The following is a 26,022-nucleotide window of genomic DNA, read 5'->3' on the forward strand; positions in this document are numbered from 1 at the left end:
CAGGCCGGCCGCCAATCACAATCGTGGAGGAGACACCCCATGAAACATCGTCACACCGCAACAAAACGCAGCATACTCAAATTCGGACTGTTGTCATTGTTCTGTGCAAGCACCGCGATTGTGGCTCCCGCGGCGCAGGCTGACTGGAAACCGGATCAATACATCACCTATATTGTTCCCTTTGCTCCCGGCGGCCTCACCGATGTTGCCGCCCGCATGGTCGCCAAAGGCGTGGGCGACAAAACCGGGTGGAATATCGTCGTAAACAACAAGGCCGGTGCCAACGGTAACCTTGGGCCTGCCGAAGCGGCCCGCGCTAAACCGGATGGCAATACCTGGCTGGCCATAACCATGACCCATGCAGTCAATAAAACCCTGTTCGGACAAAAAGCCGGCTATGACATAGAAAAAGACTTTGTACCCGTAGCCAAGATCGCCTCGTCGGCCATCATGGTTGTCGTACCACAAAACAGCCCTATCAAAACCCTGCAGGACCTGATTGACACCGCCAAAAAGAAAACCTTGAACGTGGGCAGCAGCGGTACCGGTACGCCTCCGCATATTGCGGCGGCGTTGTTTCAGGAACTGACCAAAACCAAAATGACGCACGTTCCCTATAAAGGCGGCGCACCTTCCATGGTGGACCTGATCGGGGGGCAGATAGATGTGGTTTTCTCCAATTATCCTGAATCCCTGTCCTATGTTCAGCAAGGCAAATTGCGGGCACTGGCCATCACATCTGAAAAACGCGCCGCTGCCGTACCCGACGTGCCCACCACCGCAGAAGCCGGCTTACCCAGGCTGATGGTAGACAACTTCACCGGCCTGATGGCGCCCAAAGGCACCGACCCCGCCCTGGTAAAGGAAATCAGCGACAAGGTGACGGCCGTGGTTGGTGAAAAAGCCATGGGCGAACAACTGATCAAGCTGGGGTTCATCCCCGACCCAATGGGGCCAGACCAGTTCAAAACCTATCTGCATGACCAGATTGAAAAACTGGCCAAAACCATCAAAGACGCCGACATCAAAGTCAACTAAATCACACCTGTCTGAATCACACCTGGAACCTGACATTTAACATGACCAACACCATTGTCATCTCTGAGTTTATGGACGAACCGGCAGTAGACCGCCTGCGCCAGATCGCGCAGGTGGACTACCGGCCGGACCTTGTCGATCAACAGGAAGCCCTATATGAAGCAGTGAGCGCAGCCAATGCCCTGATCGTACGCAACCGCACCCAGGTCAACGCCCAATTACTGGCACACGCACCCCATTTGAAGGTTGTGGGCAGACTGGGCGTTGGCCTGGACAATATAGACATGGACCTGTGCGCAAGCAAAGACATTACCGTATACCCAGCAGTGGGCGCCAATGCCCAGGCTGTGGCCGAATATGTGATTGCAAGCACATTTGTGTTGCTGCGTGGCGCTTATCTGGCGAGCGACCAGGTGACAGCAGGGCAATGGCCGCGCGCCCAGCTTGGCAATGGACTGGAAGTAGCCGGACGTACGCTAGGCCTGGTGGGTTTTGGCGGCATAGGCAGACTCACTGCAAGGCTGGCCAGCGCCCTGGGCATGAACATCGCAGCTTACGACCCTATGATCAAATCGGACAGCACCGTCTGGGCCGAAACCGGTGCAATGCAAATGTCATTGGAAGAACTGCTGCAACACGCCGATGTTGTGAGCATGCACACCCCGCTCACGAAGGAAACCCGCCATTTAATCGATGCCAGGCGCATCGCACTGATGAAAAAAGAAAGCATATTGATTAATACCTCACGAGGCGGTATTGTGGATGAACTGGCGCTGGTGGCTGCGCTGCAGGCAGGCAAACTGCGCGGTGCAGCGCTGGATGTGTTTGAGGATGAGCCGGTGAAGACCGGCAATACGCTGCCGGATATGCCGAATCTGATATTGACGCCGCATATTGCCGGGCTGACGCAGGAGGCGAATGAAAGGGTGTCGGGGGTGATTGCGGAGAAGGTGATGGGGTATTTGCTGGGGGAGTGATGGGCCGAATGATGGGAACGGTTGTATTTACAGTCTGCTGTATTATCCACGCCCGGCAGTATAGCAGACCTGGCAACCACAAATAACAGCAAAAACACTAATAACCCAATTGTCATTCCTGCCGCTATAATGACAGAAATACTAAAAATACAATAAGTTATAACGGAGGCGATATGAAAATGTTTTCTATCTATTCAGGGCAGGAACCCGAGGACCTCAATGCGGTGCACACGAATGTCCTTGTGTGCAACGCCTGTGCAGCTTCCGAGATGGGCGCGTTCGAAGATGCCGACGAAATCATCGAAGTATCCTGCGATCCCAGTTATGAGGATCGCTGCAAACTCTGCGGCAAAACCTTCGAGCAGGAAATAGAAGAACACTCGGCTGTGCGAGTTCTCTAGCGCGCTGGCTTCTGCCATTACGCTGTGATGGAGCCCTGCTGTCTGAAAACCGACTTAGGTCCCTGGCTCGCCTGAGTGCCTTCCCCCGTCAGCGCTTGCCGCGAAGTCTTGCGATCCATCCCAGCACAGGGCGTACTGCCTTACGCCAAGGGGGCATGGCACTTACACCTGCTGCTTTCCAATCCAGTAGCTCATCCAGGGCACTTTCCGGTGTCGTATAACGGCCGGAACGCCGGCTTACATAAGACGGATACAGAATCAGCACACCGGCAACCAATTCATCCAGAGACAACGTCCGATCACGCCGTGCAACTGGGTTCATGTCTTGCGTCAGCCCCCAGCCGGCATAAAAAGGCTGCCCCAGCGTAACCACCTTGCGGCCACGCAACAGCGCCTCAAAGCCGGCCAGCGACGTCAATACATGCACCTCATCCACCACGGCAAACAGTTCGCCTATCGGATAATCCACCACCACTTCATTACACCAGTCCAATGCCTGCTGCTCATTTTTTCCCGCATCGCGCAAGCCAGCCACCACATCGGGGTGCGGCTTATAAACGACATAGGCATCCGGATTGGCCTTGCGTACCGCCCGGAGCAACTCCATATTACGCGGAACCACCGGTGAACCGTACTTGATGGACGCGTCCGTTTCCACTTGTCCCGGCACCAGGATCACGCGCGCCGCCCCGGCAGGACGCTGCCAGCGCCCCGAACCGACGTTGTATTTGGTGAGGTTCGCGGCTACGATACGCTCGCGTAGCACCGCGGCACGCTGGCGCAATGCATCGTCAAACACAGCCGTTTGCAAAATCGTTTCCAAATCCGAGGCACGGCTGGAATCGTAATAAATACCGGTACGGTCGATGACCCAGGACAAAGGCTGCACCAGATCCGCACCCAGGCCCACCGAACGCAGAAAACCGTCTTCCAGAAACACACGTTTATCGGCAAATTGCGACAGATCCGCAGGTCGCCCCCATACCGCGAGGGTACCCTCGCCCGGAAAATCTCCGGCTTTCTCCAGAAATCGAACCTCTGAGCCCTGGAAAAACCGTTGCACGATGGGTTTTTTCCAGCGAGAAAAGTTTGGCGCATAAACAGGCGAGACAAAGCGGTTGCGCATACGGCGTTGCAGCCCCATCCACTCCATCAGCCGCTCTGGCTCACAGAGTGAACCGGTTTCCGGATCCAGGTAGCGCGCATAGCCGACCAGCGCCGCGTGCACCAATTGCTCCAGCGACACCGGCTGTCGACGCGGCGGGGCAGGCTGTGCATCGGTGGTCAATCCATATCCCGCGTAAAATGGCATGCCAAATGTGAACACAGGCTTGCCCCACAGCAGCGCTTCAAAACCGATCTGAGACGTAACCGTATACACGGCCTGGGCCTGTTCAATAAGGCGTACCGGGTGCACATTATCTGCAATAATCCGGACTCGCGGATTATCCTGCAGCGCAGCCAGATCAAAGTGGCCTTTTTTGTGGCCGGCAAATACGTCCGGGTGAATCTTGATCAAGACCGTGCAGTCAGCATGCTGCCGCAACGCACATTCCAGCATAACGACAAAATCCGCTGGCGATGCCTGGCCGTAACGCAGGGATGCGTCACCAAATGTCTGGTCGGCCAGCAGCACATATCGGGCAGGCAACGAACCGGCAAATTCGGGCAAATGGTTATATTTGGAAACGCGTTGCTCGCGCCATAGCGAAATAAGCGCTTGTGCGCGGATCGTTTCGTCAGCATCCAGTTGTTGCGCAATCAGATACTCAAGCCAGGATGGACTGCTGGCGTCATAATAAATGCCTTGATGATCAAACAGCACGGATAAGGGCGGCTCATCTACCCCCAGGCCAACGGATCGTAAAAACCCATCTTCCAGCAAACAAAATCGCTCGCCAGCCGAAGCGGCTAATCGAACCGCCCGCAAGCCGCTTTTTTTGCGGCCCCAGCCCAAACGAATGGCGTCGCCCGGCGTGCCGAGGGCACTTATTTTTAGGGGCGCATCCAGAAATGCCGGCAATGAACGGTTGCGCCAAAGACCAATATCCATAGGGCTAACAACATACGATGTAACCTTCCGATCAACCATCGCCTGCGGCCTGCCTGTCATGCATGCAATCCCAACGTCTCAACCAGCAACAGCAGACGATCTTCCCACGTGTGGTTAGATAAAACAAATTCCGCACCCGCGCGGGCGCGCTCCAGATCATCATTTGCGGGACCGTGCTTGAGCCGTTCGAATATTGCCATCATTTCTTCCCGATTACTAACCACATGACAAAACTGGCTGAACATATGTTTCATTGAAAGACTCGGATTGGACACAATAATCGCGCCACAGGCCAGCGCCTCTATAAGCCGGCGCGAATACATGCTGGGCGAATCGGTAATCGTATTAACGTTCAGCGTAACCAGGTTATCTTTATACACCTTTGCCGTGGCCTCATGCTTGATCACATGACGTACCTGCACCGAAGGTAATGCCGGATAACGATAATGGGCCGCCTTCCTATCGGAATTACGATCGTAAACAATCAAACCCAGGCCAGAATCTGAACAGGCCTGGAAAGCGGCATCCTGCCAGTACCGGCGAACATCGTGCATGTGCCGACTGTAGCTGCCCACAAAATTGGCTGTATGATACTTGAAGTCAAAACCGGTAAAACGATGAAATAGCGGCTGCACCGGAAACGGCAATGTTCCTACATATACATTTTCAGCGACATGCTCGCGATAACGGGGAATGCAGGTTTCATCAACGGTAAAAATGTAATCAAACAGGCGCGCCGAATCAATAAACCGCTCAAAATGCACACCATCTTCCTTATTCCAGAAAACGGTTGGAATACCCAACTTCCTGGCATATTTCACCAGCTTTTTCAAAGACTTATTATTTCTATCAGGGTGATCCGGGTAAGCGGCAATCTGAAATTTCCAGGACTCGTCAATGCCCTTCCAGGCCGACTCTACAAAAACCAGGTCTGGTTTCCAGAACTTGAGTATATGCTTGTAGTTCAGGGGGGACAGATTTTTAACCCTGGCATTCTGGCTAATACAGACTCGCGTGAATTCATCAGAGATTAACGCGATTTTTAAATGGGCAAAACCACCGCCCGGAAGGATTGATGTACCTCCCAAAGGGGATTTCAGAGAGTTAAGAAAGCTAATCACGAATTATTGTGTTTAAAAGACCATGCTATTTATAAGGCGAAACGCCCGTTCCACCGGTTATTATGCGTGTCATAATTGTAACGCTTATTGAGGGCAAAGCGAGACAAACAATGCAAAGCACGCCCATGGCGCAACACAAAAGCAAATGGGTAAGCAGACAAATCTGCTTACCCATTTTTCTAAATACCAACAGCAGGCCTGGCCTTAATGAAGCAAACCCACTTATTGGTCACACACTGTTCTGCAATTAAGCAGCTTTAACAGCGGCCTGCTCAGAAGCGGAATCGAGCCAGTACGTGTAAGTACGCAGTACAGTCAGCTCCAGTGTTGCTTTACCAGAAGCCTGGATAGCAGCGGCAGGAATAACAGCAGAGCCGTTAGTCCAGCGCATTGCTGTGCCCTTGACGTCCTGAGGCTGGTTCAGACCGCTGATACGGCTGTCCATCAGGTCGATGTCGTGGCGGCCATTGCTGTCTGTGAAAGCAATAGCAGACAAACCAACACCCACGCGACGAATATCGCGACGCGCCAGATACGTTACATCACGTACCAGTGAAGAGCGAGAAACGATACGTACATCGCCAGCATTTGCAGGCAATTCAAAGCGGTATACACCTTCTTTAACAAACTCTGGCGTTGCCTGAATAACACGACCGTTCACTTCTACGCACAGGGCTGCGTCTTGTGTACGTTTAGCACCTGTCAGCAGTTCTACACGAGCCAGCAATTGCTTGCGAATGGCTTCAACAACAGCACCTTCACGTGCAACAACAAGGCCTTCAACGTTAGGACGGCCTTCTGCAGGACCAAAATCCGGATTCATGGCAACTTCGTCTGCATTCTGGAACATAGAACGGTTACCCGTATCTACGTAAGACTCTGCAGGCACGCCTTCGGCCAGGATAATATCAAATTGTTCCAGTTCAACGTGGAAGTATTCGAATGAACGACGGTCAAACTGCTGAACGATTGTCTGGCCATTGACCAGCATCATTGCAGGAACCAGGGCGCCGTTGAACTCCAGGTGGTGACCAGGAGACACGATCAGATCAGTGTGAGGCACATTGGCTGCAATGGCGTCTTTTTTGATCAGGATAGGAAATGCGCGTACAGCATCTTTGGCGGGAATACGGTTTTTGTACAGAGTACGATGACCCAGCCATTTAACTGTAGCTACACCGCCGCTGGCAGTGATCACTTTGTCGCCGGCTACCAGAGACTCAACTGTTTTCTCGCCTTCTGGTGTAGCGATATGCGTGCCTTTGAGGAAGCAAGCATATATCATGGAACCGCCTTCAAAAGTAACTTGAGTGGGGTCCAGACCGTCTGCATTGAAACGACCAACAGTAATACCCAGGTCATTTTTGAAGATCAGATCGCCGTTAACATACTCGCCACTAGTCGCGCCAACAACCTGAATCTGGTCACCAGCAGTTACACCAGTCAGATTAGGATAACCGGACAGTTCGACATTGATACCAGTGGGGTCGTAGATGAATGTTGAAGTAGCATCAGCACCCAAGTCTACATTGACTGTATTGCCCAATCCCAATGACAAAAAGTTCGATGTCATTTCGAGGGTAGAGCCATCGGAAAGATTGTAATTGAACGTAGATCCCGCATTAACACCTGCCAGGCCTGTCAATTTTACGTTTGCATTTTCCCCTAAATTGACTGTGCTGGTAGAAAGTAGCCCAATGGAGATTGTCTGTTGCAATTCCAGGACATCAGGACTGTCAGTTGTATTGGTAATATTCAGTGTCGTATTACCGGTTAATGCCCTTGCATTAAGTATGGTATCGCCGTCATAAGAACTTTGGTCAACGGTTTTCTCGGGATCATTGAGTAATCCACCAAGGTCTAAGTTTACTGTAGCCATTATTCACCTATCCATAAAAGTTGAATTTATTTAATTTTGGTTGCATGAGTTGCAACTCGAAGCACATCAACTAACGTAAACAGATATATCTCGACACAACCACATGAAAACATACGCGAAAATGCATTCAATCTTCAACATGTCGATAACACCAGAAACATTTCACGGGTAGTCTCCCATTCATTTGAAATATTTCGTATGTGATTATTACACGGGAAATCTAATGAAACAAGTTCGCAAAGTCTTTAATTATTGCTTCCGGCGACAATTAACCGTGTTTCATTGAAATTCAAGGGTAAACCCCTAAATAAAATGTCACTAATTATTTAAAATAATGACTATTAAACACGTTCAGACACTGTCTTTGTCCAAATTACGAGCACAGAGAATCGAAAATATGTACTTATGTAAACCAACGCAACCAAACAATTGCAACGCCTACGTCGTTACAAAAAGTGCATATATTCGATTATGTATATTTTCGTTGATTGGCGCTTTGCGCGTAGGCATAAACACATCGACACAGTGCGCCAATTTTTTCCCTGTACAGTTCTGTATCAGAAATGACATCCTCACCACCAGCCGGCCATACAAACACTTTTTCAGCCGCAATGCCAACCGCCATCAAGCTGGCCCGCTCCACATCAGCGGATACAATAACCGCATCGGCATCAAGCATACATTGGTAGTCTCGCGTAGCCCTCAGTTGGGCCAATGTTTGATGAGATAAAGAACCATCAGCAGGTAGCACAAAAGGGCTGGATTTCTGGTAAACCAAAGGAAGATGCATAGACTTGGACAATGCCAAAGCAACCAGCGCCAAATCATAGCCGCGCTCTCCTTCCTGCACATGGAGCAGGTCTGCCTGCTCTCTGTTCAGCACATCGCCAGCCACTACTGCCATAAAATTCAACTGAGAGGTAACGGGGATCGCCTCAAGCTGCTCCAAAGACAGGCAATTAAGGTAATAGCATGCAATTTCGCCCACTTCGTGCCGCTCCCACGGCAAGCCGCGTTCGCCCTTATGAGGAAAACCTAAAGGCAATATGGCAAATGGCATTCCTCCAGAGAGCGTCTTTTGGGCGCACATGGCATCCCAACCCAACGCCGTGACCCAGTCATTGTCAACATCGACGTTTCTGAGAAAGTACCCGACTTTTAAGGGTGGCCCACTCTTTTCAGTAGCCGCCGGCTTAACATTCAACCCTGCCACGCTCGGACGCCACGATGGCATGCACTCATTTACCAATGCCAATGCCCGACGAGCCTTGGCACACACACTCCCATCCTGGAAGCGATTCAGAATGGTGTTGGCAGTTGCAATCATCTTCTTAGCATTTCCAGACGCTACATAATATTCAAGAATGCCATCAAAGACGGACACATCGTCAGGACGCTTTTCCGCTAATTTCGTAAAGGACAGTTGCGCCAGGTCGGCAGGCAGTTTTACCGCTCTCGAGATGAAAGTTCCTGCATCTGCAGAAAGACGCGACTCGATCAACGTTTCAAAAGCAAAAATGCGCTGCGCTACCCTTACAGAGTAGCTCTCGTTCTGATTGCTTACCGTCACAATAGCAGTCAAAGCTGTACTGGGAGGCGTTATTTGAGCAAGCGCGATCAAGCGTTCATAGCCCTCGTATTCGCATTTCTGTGCGACGGGCGTTACGACCAATTCGTCGCTTTCCAGCGCATGGGTCGTACCCATCACGGGGCTTATAACAGCCGTCTTCACCGGTGTAAGACTGCCATCGACTCCCACAAACTTGATATTTATGAGGATGTCATTCAAGGCTGCATTTGCTTTTCTTAATATATCGAACGAGAACAAGCTGCGCCAAAACGGCAGCACTTCATAGGTTTCCGATTTTGCTTCACTGGCTCCTAAATTCCAGCTGATCTCATCCGTAGGAATACGTCGGATATCCAGGCATTCCACCTCCCCTGTTATCTTTATCTCAGGCGACGTTTTCCAGGGGAATAGTTTCACCTCTAGCAAATGGGCACCCGCAGGCGCAACAATCACTTGCTTGATCCAGGATGCCACTTCGCCCTCTTTTTTCGATTCAACGTATACGTAACTGCCGTACACGGAGGAAACAGCAGTGCCATCGTATGCCTGCTCAATATGACCACCCTGCAGATCAAAGAAGCGGATCGCGCAGACCAGCGCTCGCTCGCTCACAGAATCAGCGATATCAATGGCCGTCGCTCGGAGCTTCAGCAGGTCTCCTTCGCGCACAGAGAACGTTGCTGTCTTGAGACTATCCGGTGGCTCTTTTTTTTCAACTGGCACTTTGTTTTCTTGGGGTAACGATTGCGTCTCAGTCATGATGCGTAGCCTCAGGACTTTCCAACTGACAAGTAAATAATTTCTGAGTTAACGCCTCAAAAAAAAGAGCAGAAATTCGCGCTGGTCTATAGTCATTCAATATCTGATCAAATACCGAATCATCAATACGATAGGTCAGCGACCGCTCCATAGCATCAAGCAGATGATCACCCTTGCTGTCGGAGTACAGCAACCCGCCGTCATTCGCGAATGTCTGAGCAACGCCAGCCACATTTGGTGCAACCAGCGGCTTCCTGAACGTTGCTGCCAGCAAGGATACTCCGGAATTGAGCGTCTTAATATAGGGCGCAACCAGCACATCTGCAGCATTAAATAGCGTCTGAATTTCTTTTTCCTGCATGACGCTTTGAATAACGCGGATTTCAGGAACATCGGCCACGGCATGAAGAATCTTACCCACATACTCTTTATCGGCAGGGTTTCCCGCAATAATCAAGCGAAAACGCTTCAGCGGATATCGTTGCTTGAGCGCCTGAAACGCCTCTACCAATCGCAGCACACCTTTGTATGGTTGCAAGGCACCAAAATTCAAGAATGTAAAATCATGTGGCTCTATGCCCAAATCCAGCCGTGCCGCCGAGACATCGCCAACATTCGAATACCAACCTTCGTAGGTTGGGTGAGGAACAAAAAAGACCTTTTCGTCCGGCACATCATAATATTTGCGCGCCTCTTCAACCGACTGATCCGATAGAATATGGATTGCATCGGAATGGGCTACCAGCAAACGGCGCAAGGCAATTTCGGCCTCGGGAAACCGGGTGTTATGGGGCAATACATTATGAAGCGTCCACAGAATTTTGTGCCCAGCGTGATGCCACCGGACTAATTCCTGCTCAAATGCGCTCAGCCTCTCGTGAGTTTCTTCCTGGGTCTCACTACCTGCCAGTACCGATGCAAGCCAATGTAAATGGATGACAGACCTGCCTTGCCAGTTCACGCTGGCTAGGTCGGCAAAATGGACTGCTGGCACGATCGCATAACCTGCCTGCGCAGCACGACAATATAACAAACGCTGAAAAGGGTTGATCTGTGCCAGAGGCGCATAAGTCAGGGCGTAGGGTAGACCGGAACCGGAACCTGACTTTGCCTGTTCGCAGACGGCGTTAATAAATAATTCTGCAGGGCTTTGCGCCCCGCTCACCAAATCCTGGATCCTCATGCAGCGGAATCCAATGCACTATTGAAAAACCTCATACAGCCAGCATGCCCCCGTTTATAAGTCAATCTCGCTATTATGTAATCTGAATATATAACAAAATAGCTGAGAATCGTACTTAATATTACGGTGTATAAGTTTTATTGTCTATATGTAAAACAGTCCTCCGAGGAAAATCTTGATTTTGCTCGAGCAATTTCCTGTTTAACCACTATGAAAGCAGCATTGCAGCCTAAGATAAAGAACGATTATTAAACTCCGCTAACTGCCTGTTCAAATCTTCCAACGCCGCTTTTTTATCCTGAATTTGCTCTACGCCTTGCGTACCCTGCAAATTATTTAGCAAAGGCGTGCGCTCAGCATATATTTTTTCGATATCGTTACGATACTCAATGAGTTTGTCAAGTTTTTCCTGGTTCGCTTGCAACGGCGCCAAACTTTCCATTTTTTTCTGTATCAGGAACTGCATCTGCTGTTCATTATCGCGTTGCTGCTGTTCATGCAGCAGCCTCATCCCTTCAATATATTGCTGATGTTGGGATTTCAGCGACACGATTGCTTCAGCATAATCATCACGCTGCCGCTCTAAAGCCGCATTGATACGTTCCATCTCCGGAATGCGCTCCACTTCCTTACGGTAAGAATCCAATTCCGACGTCAACCGTGACAGTTGTTCGTTACTCTTCTCCGCCTTGACCTTATAATCCTCTTGTCTTTGCGCTAAATCTCTCACACCCATTACCTCATTTTCCGCAGCCGTCAACGCTTGATTCAGTTGCTGAATTTCAGACTGCAATCGCTCATTATCCTCCATAGCTTGGGAATGCCGATTTTTGTGATCTAACAAAGTCAGTTCCAGTTCTTCTACCTTGCCAGAATCAACGTGAGAAGATTCCAACAATGTAGACAGATCCGCATTTTCCGACTGCAAACGTGAAGTTTCTGTGCTCAACTGCTGTATTTGCACTTCTAGCTCTTTAACCAGGGCAGCTTGCTTCTCCATTGCAGTCAACTGTTCTGCCTGCGATTGCAATTGAAGTTTTTGCTCGTTGTCCTTCTTCTCTTGCACTGCCAACTGCTCGGCCTGCTTGGTTAACTCAGCTTGCAGTCCTTGCTGTTTGATCTGCATTTGCTTAATTTGCTCTTGCAGCTTCAGTACCTGCGTCCGATCTTCGTCTATTTCCTTGATTTTGGCAAGTAATTTACTTCTCTCTGCTTGCAATTGCGCTACTTCAGCATTGGCATTCTCCAAAATGAAGGCCATGTCTGCGCATTTCTTTTTGCTTTCATCCAGTGCCGTTTTCAACGCTTGCTGACCCTCCAGCAATGCACTCAGGCTCCGATTCTCTGCTGTCAAGCGCTCGACTTCGGCAGTCAACTTCCCCTGCAGCGCAGCGTCCAACCTATCGGCAACATTCTGTTGGGAAAATTGCTGGATTTGACACTCTTTCTCCCTGCGCTCCCTGAACACGTCCTCTCTCAACCTCTCAATCTGCAGCCGGGCATCTGCTAATTCTTTCTCAGCCTGATCGAGTTCTATACGTAAGCGCTCATCATCCGCACTTACAGGAGTCTCCGCATTTAAGCGAGCCTGCTCCTGTAACCGTTCATTTTCCAACTTCAAGCTGCTATTCAAATGCGAAATATCACGATATTTCATTTGACAATCTACCAGATCTTTTTTTATCTTTTTGTTAGCCGTTAGCAGATCGTATTCATATTCAACACGACTTAAGGATGATTTCGCTATACTGCCTTCATCTTGCAATTTGGTCTTATGTATAAACAAGTGCGTGGGTGTAGCGTTAAACGTGTCGCGATAGACATAGCCGAACTCTCTAAGATATGCTGATATCTCTAGGAAACTGTCTTTTGTTTGAGCCTCTATGTACAGCATCGGTAGATGAGCACCAATGAGCTTGCTGCCTCCTTTCAACACATCCAGCTCCATTCCTTCTACATCAATCTTAATAGCAGAAATGGGTGCTGAAATACCAAAAGAATCCAGAGTCCTAACCTTGATCCTTCCAGTTCCCTTTTTCAAGGCCTGGCCACCCAGATTCTCCGGCATGGCTTGTTCGAATGCGGCAAAACCTGGCTTGTCCCCCAAGGCGAAGGCGTGAACAGTTATGCGCTCCTCTAACCCCGCTTCACTGGTTGTCATATCCATTGCATGAGCTAACTCGTCGTTAGCCTCAAATGCGATCACCTGGCAACGTAAAACCTGCGCCAGATAGAATGTATGATTTCCAATGTTGGCTCCGATATCCAGAACTGTACTTTCCGGCTGCAGGCGTGCCTTCATATCAGTCAGCATAGGCAACTCATAGGGAATCCCAGTTGTCGCCAAGTTCTTTTGTATATAATCCTGATTCGGAGAGGTCAAATAGATAGGGTACTCTACCCCGTCTGCCTTGACAGTTGCAAAGCGCGGCTCATTGGTATGTTGGTTCACAGTCGGGAATTCTCAGGCAAAGTTAATGAAACCGGCAATGCGGCAGACTACTCTTCCGTTAACATCATATTGGCAGAGTGAACAGTATAGACAATCAATATTATAGCTTTGAGAAGATCGAGAACCAGTCTGAAAATGTAAAAACCCCGATACGTCGTTAGTCACGACGAAAGACGTAAAAAAATTTGAAAAAAAACGTTACTTGAGTTTCACTATCTTCTCCGTCCGACATCTGATAGATGACTTCAAGGTACAGGCCAAGCTTGTATTAAGCCTAATTTCACTTGGAGAATATTGTAAAAGCATGTAATGACCGAGCATTTCCTGCTCAACTTAAGCGGCTAAAGCAAATGCTTCGGCAGGGTTTTCATATTCAACGCCTGATGTGGATGCCGATGGTTGATCGCTTCACCATAGGCCTGCTGTAAGTCTTTGATTTGACTTTCATATTGTCCTTTTATATCCAGCGGATTGGCCCGCAGAGCATTTTCCATGCCTCGCTTTGCCTCATCCACCCGGTTCTCCACCTCAGAGGGTGACAGATCATAGGTACTTCTGCCACGGTGGTTTTACCCTGAATAATGTCCAACACTAGTGCGCTTTTGCGCTTGGCCGTCCAGCGCTTGATTTCATCTTCCATGATAATACTCATTTGTGATTTACCCTAATATCACATATCACATGAGCAATTTTTCACTGGGTCATTACAAGCATTACCCATCTAAGTCACAATGGAATTTATTTGAATATTCAACGAATAGCGCTCTAAATACTAAGCAGTAGTGACTGGATCAGCATAAAGTGTTTTTAACTCGAACTTGTGTCTGTTTCTAATCTTTAAGCTAACTATTAGGAAAGCAGGCGTACTCTATAGCTTTTACTATCCCCGCTATCACTTATTAACCCAGTTATATATATATGACTTCTTACTTCAAAAAACTTCAGTTTCGGCAGTTATGGAAGAAAATTTTCCTCCGTTATACCGCGCCAGTTGCATATTTACCATTCGCCCTAGCGTGTGCTTCAGATGGTATATGGCCAACTCCAACGTATATTGAATATGATAGTTCAAAAAAAACACTATCAACAACGTCACCGGTATCGCCAGACAAGATAGTTCGATTTAAATTTCAACCCAATGGATACAACAATTTGCCCAATCCGCGCGGCTTAAGTGTCGCAAATTTTGGAGAACCACATAATGCACATTATGAAGAATTTAATGTCGCCGATTCCGAATGGTTTGGAGTAATGTTGATTAATGCGAAGCATAATGGAGATGGGAAAACCAATATTGCTACCGGAGGGAATCACGGATCAAGCGGCGGAGCAGGGGGCGCTAAAACTGCGCGCAATATTAAGTACGATGTATATTCGAATAACAAGATACTTGATACGGACTATGCTGGTTATGTAGATGGCCTTACCATTAATGTAGTCAATGAACTGATGGCATCTGACACAATTTCGTTAGGTCGGTTTGTGCTGAGACAAGAGTACTGGATAAGCATTTCAGGCAATGCTATTGGCGTCCACGCAAAATATACTGCGCTCGAAGATATAGTAATAAAGCGCGATAGAGCTTTACAACTCAACACTCAAGGCTACCGAGATTCGGCGTTGTTTTTGGACGGAAATGTTAGGGGGCGCACCCGTTGGGACTCAGTAACTTCCAATAGTGGTCCTAGGAATTCATCGCCTAATGCATGGGCTGCCCTTTTAAAGGGAAAGTACGGCGTTTTAGGAGTTTGGATGGACAGGAGCTTTGGAGCCGCTACCGAACTATCGACCGTAGCAGAGGATGCGCCACTTATTCATGGCCCAGGAAATACGAAAAGCCACAAGCTTTACAATGCCATTGTGTATAAAAGTCAACGAATGTTAGCAGCTGGCGAGTCCTATGAATGGCGAGGCGGATATAGTTGGTCGGGCACTGAACCACCGCCGCAGAACATCGATAGTGTGCTACATAAGCTAATCAACAAAACGACAGAAACAATACTGGTATTCCCTGATGGTAGGTCCAAATTAGTCACAAAGTGAATGCGATAATAATCGGCATGTGAATCTCACGATTGCTGCGCGCATGCCAATCGGATTGAAGAACTGTTACCCCAACGACTGGACGTATCAGCGCTTCGTTAAAAGACGGCAGCCACTAGCGAGACCGTTTCGATGAGTGCCCCTAGCAGAGTCTAAATCAGCCATAGTTTCGTCATATGCGTCGGCAGAAGTTACATTACGACACAACATCAAATCGATAAGGAGAGGACTGAAACATGTAAGCCACAGCCGCCTTGGCTTTTTGCTTTGAAATAGCTCGGCTAATTTGCGTTGCATTCTGGATGCGCCTATGCCCAGTACACCCCGAATGATTCAAAACGCCAATTTCGCACCTGAGAGAATCGATTTTGTCATCTTGAACACTTATCATTTAAAATTTCAAGGAACAAAAATGTCAAACAAAACTGCGGCAACTATGTACGTTGAGCAACGAATAAGTTGCGATGTTGGGGAATTTATAAAAAACTCCACAGGACGTTCAACAATTACCAACTGCATTGTACCTGCCGACAAGAGCAGATTTGTATTGAGGGCAAATTCATTTTCACAGCCAAACAACACTATTCGTTTGAGAGTTTGGGGTAGGAAATCAGGAACCGGCACCAAGAAAATCCATTTTGCAGTAGTGACAAATAAGACGTTCGATAAATATCAAGCTATCAAATCAATCCCACTTGGACACGCAGATTCCAATTTCTACCTAGAAATCATACTGACAGCGATCGATAAACACTCCCAAAACGTTAATAGTATTTACATGACTGACAATACTTCTCCAAGTATCAATAATAGCTTGGCAAAAATCAAATTCGTCGATGACAGAGTGTTCAGGATATACGGCGAATGCAGTAATGACACCGACGTGATCACCATAAATAAATACGAATTGCTCATATGCGGCTAGCCAGTTTATTGTCGTCGGCACTGTAATATTGGCACCCAGGTGGTGCGGGACGAAAAGTTGGACTCCTTAGGAAATGATCAATGTATTCGTACGCAGAGCGCATGAAGGCTGTACAACTGTACATCAAGCTGGGCAGACGCATGAACGCCACCATCCTTGCCGATGAACGATTCACCGGTGCAGACATGTAATGAGCCAGCATTTTCTGCTCAACTCAAGCGGCTAAAGGGGTTGGTGCACAACATCTTCGGGGTATGCTGGCTGTGCGCCGACTACACACGGGCAGTCTGCAATGGCTCGGAGCAGACGGTCAGCCTGAACAACTGACCGCAGAGCAGGCTAGTGCCTTGGTCATCGGTCTGCCATGACAGCGCCTGGGTCTAGCGTTCAAGAGTGATCATCTGTAATAATTAGCCGTATCCGTAAAACTCTAATGGGAAATCAGTGCGCGTACACATTGTGCAGCTGCGCATTTGTATGACACGATATCGCCATGCAACGATCCACTGTTACCAATATTGATGCGCTCGACGCCAATTACCCTGTGGCGTGCTGACGCGGCAATTGATGGAGTAGCTTCATAACAGGATCTGGTGCTCCACGCCAAAGACTAGAAGATTGCCAAGCAGGCCGGATGCGACTGCCATATGCAGCGCATAGGTGAGGATAAATCCAAGAAGCTAGCCTTCTCGCACTTTAACCCCAGCCGCATGCAGCGTCTGAGCAATGCGCCGAACTTGTTAAAAAATAAAGCTCTAACACCTATCAATACCTCTTAGATCTTCCTTTCTTTTTCATTATTTAATACTTAATATTGAATATTGTTGGAAAAATATGCCTTACAATCGCATGAACAGTTACGAAAAACGCTCTGTCATGCAAATACAAAATCCTGACATTACTAATGCGCTACAGCGCAAAATAGAACTCCAAGAAAATGGCATTATTTTGAGTACGGATGGTGCTGCGGGATTGGAATATGCGTTTTACCTAGAGCACTCTAACGGTTTAGAAAAAAAGTATTATAGTGACAATTTGACACATTTTTTCCAAATCCATCCTAATTTAGGTCGGTATACCGCAACTTTTTTTTACAAAAAAAATACAACAATAATAAGTCACAAAATAGCGTTTGTTATAGGAGAACAGCAAAAGATCTTTTTGATAAAAAAAGCAAATTTGGCCACCAGCAAGCACTTCAAAATAGACAATTATGACATTGGCTCTAATACGACATTTGTTGTCTTCAATGGGTCAGGATCTACCATATATTCCCCTCCATTTGGATTGTCCTTCTTATTGTGCCGCGGATACAACGTAATAGTGTGCCTTCAAAATAATAATCAATACCAAGGTCTGTCGTTCGAAGATTTTGGTAAATATGTGGGGCCTGCCGTGAAGGGGAAAGCCACATATCTATATGGTAGCTCATTGGGTGGATACTGCGCGGTTTATTATGCAGGGGCAGTGAAGGGTCATGTCATCGCCTCAGCCCCCCGCAATTCAGCACACCCAGCGTTAATTACTTACTCCCCCAAAAAAAACAATTACAATGCAGACGACTTTCAGCACAAAGACATCTTTGAAAATGAATTATCTCCAGCATCAGTGAATATTTTCATAGATCCTCATGTTCCAGAAGATGTTTTTTTTCTGAATAATTACGTACGTACCGCCTACCCTAAAGTTAATTTACTTGAGTATCAACATGCAGGCCATGAAGTACTCATGCATGTAAACAGGATTGGACACCTTAAAAATATTATCGGTGCAATCGTTGACAATAGACCCTTCGAAATCGATCAAAACACCGACAGCGAATTTACAGAGATCGGGAAGGCCCATTTTTTTCTAAAAAAACAGGATATACGCCGGGCGACAATCTACTACCAACGCGCATTAAATCGAAAAAGTCCAAATAAAGCAGTCGCCGCGAAAATACGCGCAATTAAGCGTGAGTTGGGGTTACTGAAAAATCAAAAATCCGTATAACCAGATCCAAAATTCAAGGCAACCAAATGAGCTTTAAACGCAGAACTATGAGTCCGGCGCCAGGCAGACGCAGTCGCTGCGGCCTGAAGGAGAGAGTCGTCTAGCTAGTCCATACTTATCCATTCTGTGTCCGTGGACAAGTATGTTCATACGCTACTGGCGGCTCGAAAAGAAATCGCAAGGTGGTTTTTGAACAAGGCACCTAAAATTTTTAGTCAACCAAATGGTAGGGCGAGCTTTTAAAGGTAACGCGCCCAATCGCATCCTTTACAAAAGCTATAATCCTGATTTTTTTCCTAATTTCACGCTGATCGATATGAAATTCTGTCGAATTTTTAGCGGTATACCAATCTGTAGCTTTACGCTTCCCATCGACCATTAAATAAAAGGCATGGGAATATACCTCATCAGGATCTGGATTAGTGACTGTCGTTTCTACGTAAATCAACTCTAACTCATTGTCATAACGAATTTCAGTTTTTAGCTCCAATTGACGGTCATGGCATAGTACCCAATCATAATGTGGTACCCCGTCAAATTGGGAAACCAATTGACCTACAGACGATGTCATCAACACCTCAGGGGGAAGATCGACACACAATTCTATCAACGATTTAATGAGTGGTTTTGTAGGAGCAGCATGCCCCTCCCCCCAATCGCCTACAGCAAACGCAGTCATCCTGGAGCTATTGAGAAATAAAGTTGGTGACAACCTAGACCACTTGCCAAGACTCGCCAAATATGGATTCGCATGCTCAAGAAGGTGCCAGTCGTGTCGATTCTGCAGATAGATAATACGATTGCGCTGAACTGCCACATCAGATGCATATAGTTTATGGTTTATATCGGTTTGATCAAGTATACGCTCAAAAAATTGGGGTGTTTTTCGTCGAGTTAATGGCACACGCTTTGATGTTTCTGAGTAGATTTTTGGAAAAGCAGACTCAACATATCGCTTGACGAAATTCGGAAAATACTTCGATATAGAGGTCTGCGGATTCCAAACTAACGCCAGGGAGCCTTCGCACAGCTGCTGGATTATACTCAGAATACCAAACCCAGCCCCTGAACCCCCAACCAGAACCAGCCGCAGCTTATATAAATGGGCAATGCTATTCAGTATTTGTATAATATATTGCTGTAGCTTTGGTATTTTTTGGTTACCGGCATACCACGCGAGAGTGAGATTCTGTGAATAATCTAATGTTGGATCAGATATAAATGCACAGGGAGCATCCAGATCCTCTGTTATAGAAAGACCTGAAAAAAAAGGACCTTTTTTTGTTCCTCGTGTTGCAATTGCTCCAGTTAACACTACAACTAGAGTCTCAGACTGAGTTAATTTTTCCGCATTCTTCAGCAAGATGTCTAGCGTTAAATCATCAGACATTTTGACTTGATAAATCCCGCTGTTTGTGAATCCAGATGCCACTGCATCGCGCATATTCTGGAACGTAAAAACAGGACATTTCCATTGCTCCAAATTCTTCATGATTAGAGGTTTATTCATGGCGCATTCTATAAAAGATGTTATTGTAAATTGAAATCACAAAATCTTAGAGCTTGTGGGAGTTCAATCTCAAATCGGCGCTATCGGTTTATAAAACTAAGAAGTATTTCTTATTCCTATAGCAAGAAACACCGTAACCTTGCCAATATTTACATGATGTTCCAATTCAAGGAAGACCACCTTTATTACCAAAGTCATGGCAGGCAAACGCCCGACCCAAGCCCACTCTATTAAGCGGGATATACGAGCCGGTTTGAATCGGCCGCGATTATCTGATTGAAATCATCACGAGCAAAACTTCTTATATAAAGGTTTTTATATTTTGCAGGCAATGAAAATGTACATGAATTACTCTTTGCGTAAAACCTACTCGCTACTCTTTCGCCGCCATCCATTAAATAAAAAGCATAGTTAAGCTTTCGATCATTGTACAAATGACCGTTTTTCTTTAAATAACAATTTGCTCGTAGTACCCCAGCTACAATTTTTACTGATGATACTAGCCTGAAATCACTTCGGTTTAGAAACGTTAATGCACTAGTATTTCTATTTAATCCATTTAACCCCAACTCCAGTGCATTTAAAATTTCTTTGACCGGCTTTCCTTCTGCGAGAAACCGCAATAAATGTCCAAAAATACTCGCAGAGGGACCAACATGCCCTTTTCCCCAATTTCCAAAATAAATACTGACATTCCCACTCACAATCGAATTCTGCCCCTCGGTAGTCCACAACCTGTTCTTTATGAAAGGAGCTGCGTGGGTCTTAACATGTGAATCAGTCATGTTCTGCAAGTACAAGATGTTGACATTCGAAGGCAATTCTACTTTAGTAACATCGTGAACAATATTGCACTCATCAAGAATATCATAAAGCACTTGTGCCTTCTGTTGACCAGTTTGCTGCTTCGATTTACTTATACGTTCACTGTATTGTGGGAACGCCTGCAACACATAGTCCCGCGCAAATGGATAAATGTATTGAGATATTGAAGTTTGGGGATTCGATACTACCAACACCGCTTCCGTCTTTAGCAGTGTAGCCAAAGCTAGTGCAGCAAACCCACCACCAGACGCACCCACAATTAATAATTTAGCATCGTAGGAACGTGCCATTTGATCAAGAAATATCGCGAGGTCCTTCTGTAAATTTCGGGAGGAATCGCCTCCCGCATACCATGCCAAAGACAGATCAGTTGAGGATACCAATGGGTCTGCAATAGCGACAAGAGGCAACTTTAGAGAACGATTCAAACCACGGCCAGAAAAAAAAGGCGCGCAATGCTTTTTTCTCTCTCCAACTGCCGCGTTGAAACAAACAAGAATCGTAGATGCATCTTGATTTTCTTGAAACCGCTCCAGATACACATCTAATTTTTCAGGTTGCTTACAGTGGTATAAACCGTCCTGATGCTCTCGCGTGAGAATATCCGTCAGATCAGCTACCTCGAATACCGGCATAACGTACTGATGGATATCATAGCTTGCGGGCTGATTTATAGTTTCACATTTATCCATGTTGTAACGCTTACTCGGTGGTCTCAAAAAGTTGAAGAATACTGCGACAACACCGATTATAATCTGCAACTCTTAAGCTATCAAAAATCATTTTTTTTCTAGCCATTAGTAACATTTTCCTATTAGGTTTAGGAAAACACCACCCCAAAAAATATAAATCATATGTAAGATTTAGAATGATGAGTTACATAGGTCATAAAATGAGCGAATCGAGCATAAAATAAGACTCGGGTTTAACTAGTTTATATGTTCTACTATTGGTATTTAGCCTATATCACCTGGAGGGACTACCTAGATACTGATAGAGAGAATATATTGAGGCCTTTAGAAATACCAACAGATTCTTTTACGTTCAAATTTTTCATGAATAACATCGCGCTCCTTTTGCTGGCAGTATTTATTACATATATTGTCGTTGTCACACTAATTACCTTACAAATTTCTTCAAGAGAACGACGTCGTCAAATAAACGCCACTACGCCTCCGCCCCCCCATGAACTTAAGTTGGAGCTAAAAACAGTCACAAACCCTGAGACGGGTCAGGTTCGTGTGGAGACAATCATACAAAACCCAGTGCGCGACGAAAGATATACCTATGCGTTTTATCTTATCGTCGATGGAGTTCGTACCACCGTTCGCTGGCACGAAGAAACTCCATTTTTTGTAATTCCGAGGCCTAGTGCAAACAAAAAGACAGAAGTACTAGCCTTTGCAAAATCGGAATCGGGTAGTCTAGCTACATTACGACAAATTTTATAGTTTCGTTTATCACGCAACGATACTTAGATAGTTGATATCTAACGTAACCAGCGCGTCTCTTATGCTTTCAGTTTTGCCTACCAGCGAATTAATCCCTTGCTTTTTATCAATTCGCTGAGCGCAGAGTTTTATCAATTTATCATTAAAAATAATTTTCGATTGTGGGTGTTTACTCAAAAATTGCAAGTTATCGCGTAGGCGTGCCATGAGGGCAGATTGCCTATTATATGATGAGGCAATACTATTACTAATGCTGGGAACTTCAAATTTTTTCGAGGAATCAAGTAATATTTTCGGATGGTACTCCCCGCTACCCTTGAAATCTGGTAGTTTTAATATCGACGCTTTTTGCAAGTACTTTGACTGACCAAGCTGATCTTGACTCCAAGCTGAAGAGTCATACTCAATGAGATTCAGATAGGGGTTAATTCTATCTACGATATCAAATACTAACTTACCGGAAGTTTTCTGAGAATGAGTTAAACACAATGACGCTTGATAGAAATGGCGATCTATCAATGGGAGATACATTAGTTCGCCTAATCTCAATCCTCTGTTCCCATGCGCAAAATGAAATCTGTGTCTCAAAAAGTTATAATGTTGATCGATTTTCTGTAAAAAGGCATTGCCAGGCATGGTAGCAACCGTATCAGCAAAAATAGCCTTGGCAGAGTTATATATTTGTGCTGGAATAATATTGCCAGGAACTAACGCATTAAAAATCACACCGGCATCCTCGCGGACCGTTGTTGAATCATCTTGAATTTTTTTATACGTAGTTTCATAACGTTTAAAAACCTCAGACCAATAACCTCTGTAAATTTCACCGCCGGCTCCACGAAATTGCACCTTATATTGTGCATCATCGTAAGCATATGAATAATACGCTGGTTGAAAATTAAAGCGCACATTTGAAAAATCATTTTGCCAATCACTAAGAGACTCTTCAAAATTAATTGGCGTCTTACGTACTGGCAATTCTGGCTCTAACTCGCAAAACTTCAACCCGAACATCAGAGAAATCTTATTGGCGATTGACAAATCTTTTTGCACATGATCTTTTATATTATCCGATACTTTTTTCGGATCAATACTATGCACGTAAAAATCCTTATTACCTAGCACCGACATCAATACAGCTAGTGTTGCCCTGGAATCTTTTCCTCCTGACATAAAAAGCTTCTTAAAGCTGTTCGCAAATACACGATTAAACGCAGCAGTTCTATTCCTACTGGCAGCAAGCCCTTTTTCAAGCTGAGCGTCATAATCTATTTCTGAAGCATCTATCTCGAATTTCTCGATCGATGAGACTCCATTATTTTTAAACAACAGCGATTTATTAGCTGGCAAAATTTTTATTTCTTTTATTGCTGTTTCTAAAGCATACGGATACGCAAAAAGAAGAATAATTAGAAAGAATCAAAGGCGCTAGATACTCAACATTCAAGGTTAATTCTGTATTTGGTCTATTATCAAGGTGTTTTTTTAACGCCTTAAATGAGTTGCTTATTGTCACTACCGAACCTTCGAAATGATAAAAAGCACTGTAGAATCCAAACAAATCGGTGCAAACACCAATCTCTCTTTGCCCTAAGCCATTGGTATTTTGCCAAACGTAGATAAACTCACCAGACGCATTTTTTATCTGTTCGCTATCAATTTTCTCAATAGATACGTCGCAAGAAACGAAAAATTCGTCCTCACTAATCATATAACCGTCAAAATATAAAACTCTGCGTCCAGCTTCAACACTATGATTATTTAAATCTAATTCCAATACAAAATAATTCGAATCCATTCCACTGCCATCCCTTTGATCTATCAAAATTAATAGTAAGCTATTAATTTAATTTGAATCTTTCTGTTACTCTACACTTAGATAATTTAGCTCTTATTACTACGGCAGCAAGAGCCAACTTTCATCAATCTATTGAGAGATTATTCTCGCTCCAGAAAATGACTTAGTTGAACACCAAGGTCGTTGAACCTTACGTCCCATTAGCTCAATCGGAGGCACGGAATCGACAGAGAACTGATTATTCCGTTCAACATTCAAAATTGATGGGCACTCACCTGCCGGCTTTTTACAATCCTTGTTCGCAACCCTATCACAAAACCATTCTTGAAGTGCTGGTACATTTTCCAAATTCACGAATTTATTGTTTTCAACGACGTTACCGTTAGCACGATCCCGAAACTTGATAGGTGCACCACACGTACCATCGAACACATTATTAATTATTTTATTTTTTGAGGAGAAATGAGCAAGATAAATTGCGTGTAAGCCTCCACATACCTCGCTATTCCGGATATCGATGAACTGATTCCCGATAATTTTATTATTACTCGAATTTATAAGTCTTATTGCCCCAAATGCAATTCGTCCTTTACTATTCGTTTGTTTAGAGCCGATAGTTCTAAAAACATTATTTTTTAACGTCAACTCACTGTTGCCTCTGCTAGCACTATCACGATCACCAACTACAGATAACACAGAAAAATATTTTTTTACTTCAATATTTTCAATAGTTAAATTTAATTTTTGACCATCTTTTGCGTATAGCGTAATCCATTCTTTATGGATCCCTCCATTAGAAAAAACAGGCCGCAAACCATTCTTGATTTCACCCACGATTTTCACCGTGGGAAGTGATTTTCCTAAAACAATTCCCTTATACTGCCCAGTATACGTTCCTGGCAATACATGAACTGTTATTACATCATTCGCAGAATGATTGGAGTCGTACACAACGTCTAAGGCTTTTGCGATCGACTTGAACGCAAGCTCCCTAGTCGTTCCAGAGTTTGTATCGTCACCTGTTGGTGAAATATAGTACTCCGTTGCGAATGCCCAAGAAGGGATATAAATTAGTGCAATGAGCAGTATCAGGAAACACTTCCCAAGATATCCGAACCTTTGTGAGATCACTCTTGATGCTCCTTATTTATTCTCGCCCGAAGTACACCCGCCTTCACTTCGTAAGCGACGCACCCAAAATTTAGACCTAATACAAACTCGCAAGTACGACCAACCCAAACAAAGTGGTACATCTATTTTATAAAAATCAATAGCAAGGCACCTTGGCAATTGCTATTGAGTGTCGACAAATTGGAATCAAATAGCTTCTGTAATTAAATCTATCTCTCTCTGCACAGTCTTTTCAAATCCGCATTTTTGAGCTACATTTTCCGACCCTTTTTTCGAAAGTTCCAAGTAACTAGTTGGATTGTTATATAGCTTCTCGACAGCATCAGCAATTGCTTTCGGGCTCTCCGGCTCGACCACCATTGCAACTTCGTTGCTAACAAATTCTGGAATAGCAGCAACATTTGTCGTTATCGCCACCAACCCTGACGACATGGCTTCATCACGAGATACTCCCTGTGTATCCATCCTTGTCGGCACCAGAAAAATACCGTTAGCACGGTGATATTCGGCTATTTCTGCATGCGTCAAAAATTGTTTTTTTACTGTCACATTTGGGAAATTCTTGATCGGTGCCACTGTAGAATCAAACAACTCGCCATCACCCACTAATGTAAAATTTAACTGATCAAAATATGGGCGCTGCGACAATTCTAAAATAGCAGAAACTGTCAAATCGTTGGCATAAACTAGTTTCGCATATGGCCGAATCGACAAAAAATTCAGACGATCGGAAGCTGATTTTTCAGTGTAGCTGAAAATCCCCCCATCGATGAAATTATTGATGATTGAATATGTTTCTGGAGAAATTTTTATACCAAAATCCTCTTCCGTACTATCCACTAACCATTGTGAAACAAAAACAAAATGTAGATTGGGATGTTTTAAAGCAAAGATATCTTTCCAAAACTTCACTC

19 protein-coding genes and 1 pseudogene are annotated in these 26,022 nt (G+C 45.5%); 6 read left to right on the plus strand and 14 right to left on the minus strand.

All coding sequences use genetic code 11. The features are described 5' to 3' along the window. Positions 1-39 precede the first annotated feature (39 nt). Both MIM_RS19890 and MIM_RS19895 read left to right on the plus strand, forming a co-directional pair. The gene (locus MIM_RS19890) at positions 40-1,038 is read left to right on the plus strand and encodes a Bug family tripartite tricarboxylate transporter substrate binding protein (protein WP_025374519.1); all 999 of its coding nucleotides are present in this window, start codon (positions 40-42) and stop codon (positions 1,036-1,038) included. A gap of 41 nt (positions 1,039-1,079) precedes the next feature. Continuing rightward, positions 1,080-2,015 (plus strand): hydroxyacid dehydrogenase, encoded by a 936-nt coding sequence (locus MIM_RS19895; RefSeq protein ID WP_025374520.1) that lies wholly within the window; start codon positions 1,080-1,082, stop codon positions 2,013-2,015. Positions 2,016-2,209: 194 nt separating this feature from the next. Here MIM_RS19895 and MIM_RS23280 read toward each other — a convergent pair whose 3' ends face one another. The 8 genes and pseudogenes from MIM_RS23280 to MIM_RS19935 form a co-directional block, all read right to left on the minus strand. Continuing rightward, positions 2,210-2,434, minus strand: a complete 225-nt coding sequence (locus tag MIM_RS23280; RefSeq protein WP_158318759.1) for a hypothetical protein — start codon at positions 2,432-2,434, stop codon at positions 2,210-2,212. A gap of 70 nt (positions 2,435-2,504) precedes the next feature. Beyond that, a complete protein-coding gene (locus MIM_RS19905) occupies positions 2,505-4,469 on the minus strand; it encodes a capsular polysaccharide biosynthesis protein (RefSeq protein WP_245592781.1) in 1,965 nt (654 codons plus the stop codon). A 56-nt stretch (positions 4,470-4,525) separates the two neighbouring features. Next, positions 4,526-5,557 carry a CgeB family protein gene (locus MIM_RS19910; protein ID WP_025374523.1) on the minus strand — a complete coding sequence of 344 codons (1,032 nt, stop codon included), beginning with the start codon at positions 5,555-5,557 and terminating at the stop codon, positions 4,526-4,528. Between the two features lie 280 nt (positions 5,558-5,837). Further along, complete coding sequence (locus MIM_RS22300; RefSeq protein WP_025374524.1) at positions 5,838-7,469, minus strand: Hint domain-containing protein; 1,632 nt, start codon at positions 7,467-7,469, stop codon at positions 5,838-5,840. Between the two features lie 469 nt (positions 7,470-7,938). After that, a complete protein-coding gene (locus MIM_RS19920) occupies positions 7,939-9,798 on the minus strand; it encodes a glycosyltransferase family 4 protein (protein WP_025374525.1) in 1,860 nt (619 codons plus the stop codon). Next, a complete protein-coding gene (locus MIM_RS19925) occupies positions 9,791-10,981 on the minus strand; it encodes a glycosyltransferase (RefSeq protein WP_025374526.1) in 1,191 nt (396 codons plus the stop codon). The genes MIM_RS19920 and MIM_RS19925 overlap by 8 nt, the downstream gene beginning before the upstream one ends. Before the next feature lie 229 nt (positions 10,982-11,210). Beyond that, a complete protein-coding gene (locus MIM_RS19930) occupies positions 11,211-13,433 on the minus strand; it encodes an FkbM family methyltransferase (RefSeq protein WP_025374527.1) in 2,223 nt (740 codons plus the stop codon). Between the two features lie 341 nt (positions 13,434-13,774). Beyond that, positions 13,775-14,085, minus strand: a pseudogene (locus MIM_RS19935) (DUF1153 domain-containing protein). Positions 14,086-14,351: 266 nt separating this feature from the next. Here MIM_RS19935 and MIM_RS19940 point away from each other — a divergent pair. The 3 genes from MIM_RS19940 to MIM_RS19950 all read left to right on the plus strand — a co-directional run bounded on the left by MIM_RS19940 (position 14,352) and on the right by MIM_RS19950 (position 18,393). After that, positions 14,352-15,476: a hypothetical protein gene (locus MIM_RS19940; RefSeq protein ID WP_144084698.1), complete on the plus strand. Its 1,125-nt coding sequence runs from the start codon at positions 14,352-14,354 to the stop codon at positions 15,474-15,476. Between the two features lie 412 nt (positions 15,477-15,888). Continuing rightward, positions 15,889-16,401, plus strand: coding sequence for a hypothetical protein (locus tag MIM_RS19945; protein ID WP_144084699.1), 513 nt, complete (start codon positions 15,889-15,891; stop codon positions 16,399-16,401). A gap of 834 nt (positions 16,402-17,235) precedes the next feature. Beyond that, entirely contained in the window at positions 17,236-18,393 is a 1,158-nt protein-coding gene (locus MIM_RS19950) for a hypothetical protein (RefSeq protein ID WP_025374530.1), read from the plus strand. Between the two features lie 211 nt (positions 18,394-18,604). Here the strand turns inward: MIM_RS19950 and MIM_RS19955 are convergent, their stop codons facing one another. Then, the gene (locus MIM_RS19955) at positions 18,605-19,903 is read right to left on the minus strand and encodes a hypothetical protein (protein ID WP_144084700.1); all 1,299 of its coding nucleotides are present in this window, start codon (positions 19,901-19,903) and stop codon (positions 18,605-18,607) included. Between the two features lie 230 nt (positions 19,904-20,133). Next, on the minus strand, positions 20,134-21,420 hold the full coding sequence (locus tag MIM_RS19960; RefSeq protein WP_042070622.1) for a hypothetical protein: 1,287 nt from the start codon (positions 21,418-21,420) through the stop codon (positions 20,134-20,136). Between the two features lie 363 nt (positions 21,421-21,783). On the opposite strand from MIM_RS19960, the gene MIM_RS23285 reads away from it, so the two are divergent. Next, positions 21,784-22,179 (plus strand): hypothetical protein, encoded by a 396-nt coding sequence (locus MIM_RS23285; protein WP_158318760.1) that lies wholly within the window; start codon positions 21,784-21,786, stop codon positions 22,177-22,179. Positions 22,180-22,188: 9 nt separating this feature from the next. Here MIM_RS23285 and MIM_RS19970 read toward each other — a convergent pair whose 3' ends face one another. The 4 genes from MIM_RS19970 to MIM_RS22305 form a co-directional block, all read right to left on the minus strand. Beyond that, a complete protein-coding gene (locus MIM_RS19970; RefSeq protein ID WP_025374533.1) occupies positions 22,189-23,529 on the minus strand; it encodes a hypothetical protein in 1,341 nt (446 codons plus the stop codon). Further along, positions 23,519-23,977 (minus strand): hypothetical protein, encoded by a 459-nt coding sequence (locus MIM_RS23070; protein ID WP_025374534.1) that lies wholly within the window; start codon positions 23,975-23,977, stop codon positions 23,519-23,521. Before MIM_RS23070 ends, MIM_RS19970 begins: the two co-directional genes overlap by 11 nt. Before the next feature lie 129 nt (positions 23,978-24,106). Then, a complete protein-coding gene (locus tag MIM_RS19975; protein WP_025374535.1) occupies positions 24,107-25,108 on the minus strand; it encodes a right-handed parallel beta-helix repeat-containing protein in 1,002 nt (333 codons plus the stop codon). A gap of 186 nt (positions 25,109-25,294) precedes the next feature. After that, the gene (locus MIM_RS22305) at positions 25,295-26,020 is read right to left on the minus strand and encodes a glycosyltransferase family 4 protein (RefSeq protein WP_052342350.1); all 726 of its coding nucleotides are present in this window, start codon (positions 26,018-26,020) and stop codon (positions 25,295-25,297) included. Between the last annotated feature and the right edge of the window lie 2 nt (positions 26,021-26,022).

The organism is Advenella mimigardefordensis DPN7 (assembly GCF_000521505.1).
Lineage (GTDB): Bacteria > Pseudomonadota > Gammaproteobacteria > Burkholderiales > Burkholderiaceae_B > Advenella > Advenella mimigardefordensis.

Coding starts and splice junctions, on each gene's coding strand:
- MIM_RS19895 (WP_025374520.1), top strand. CDS start 1,080: ATGACCAACACCATTGTCATCTCTGAGTTTATGGACGAACCGGCAGTA.
- MIM_RS23285 (WP_158318760.1), top strand. CDS start 21,784: ATGAATAACATCGCGCTCCTTTTGCTGGCAGTATTTATTACATATATT.
- MIM_RS19950 (WP_025374530.1), top strand. CDS start 17,236: ATGCCTTACAATCGCATGAACAGTTACGAAAAACGCTCTGTCATGCAA.
- MIM_RS23070 (WP_025374534.1), bottom strand. CDS start 23,977: ATGGATTCGAATTATTTTGTATTGGAATTAGATTTAAATAATCATAGT.
- MIM_RS19905 (WP_245592781.1), bottom strand. CDS start 4,469: ATGGATATTGGTCTTTGGCGCAACCGTTCATTGCCGGCATTTCTGGAT.
- MIM_RS19890 (WP_025374519.1), top strand. CDS start 40: ATGAAACATCGTCACACCGCAACAAAACGCAGCATACTCAAATTCGGA.
- MIM_RS19960 (WP_042070622.1), bottom strand. CDS start 21,420: ATGGATAAATGTGAAACTATAAATCAGCCCGCAAGCTATGATATCCAT.
- MIM_RS19955 (WP_144084700.1), bottom strand. CDS start 19,903: ATGAATAAACCTCTAATCATGAAGAATTTGGAGCAATGGAAATGTCCT.
- MIM_RS22300 (WP_025374524.1), bottom strand. CDS start 7,469: ATGGCTACAGTAAACTTAGACCTTGGTGGATTACTCAATGATCCCGAG.
- MIM_RS19925 (WP_025374526.1), bottom strand. CDS start 10,981: ATGAGGATCCAGGATTTGGTGAGCGGGGCGCAAAGCCCTGCAGAATTA.
- MIM_RS19940 (WP_144084698.1), top strand. CDS start 14,352: ATGACTTCTTACTTCAAAAAACTTCAGTTTCGGCAGTTATGGAAGAAA.
- MIM_RS23280 (WP_158318759.1), bottom strand. CDS start 2,434: ATGGCAGAAGCCAGCGCGCTAGAGAACTCGCACAGCCGAGTGTTCTTC.
- MIM_RS19945 (WP_144084699.1), top strand. CDS start 15,889: ATGTCAAACAAAACTGCGGCAACTATGTACGTTGAGCAACGAATAAGT.
- MIM_RS19920 (WP_025374525.1), bottom strand. CDS start 9,798: ATGACTGAGACGCAATCGTTACCCCAAGAAAACAAAGTGCCAGTTGAA.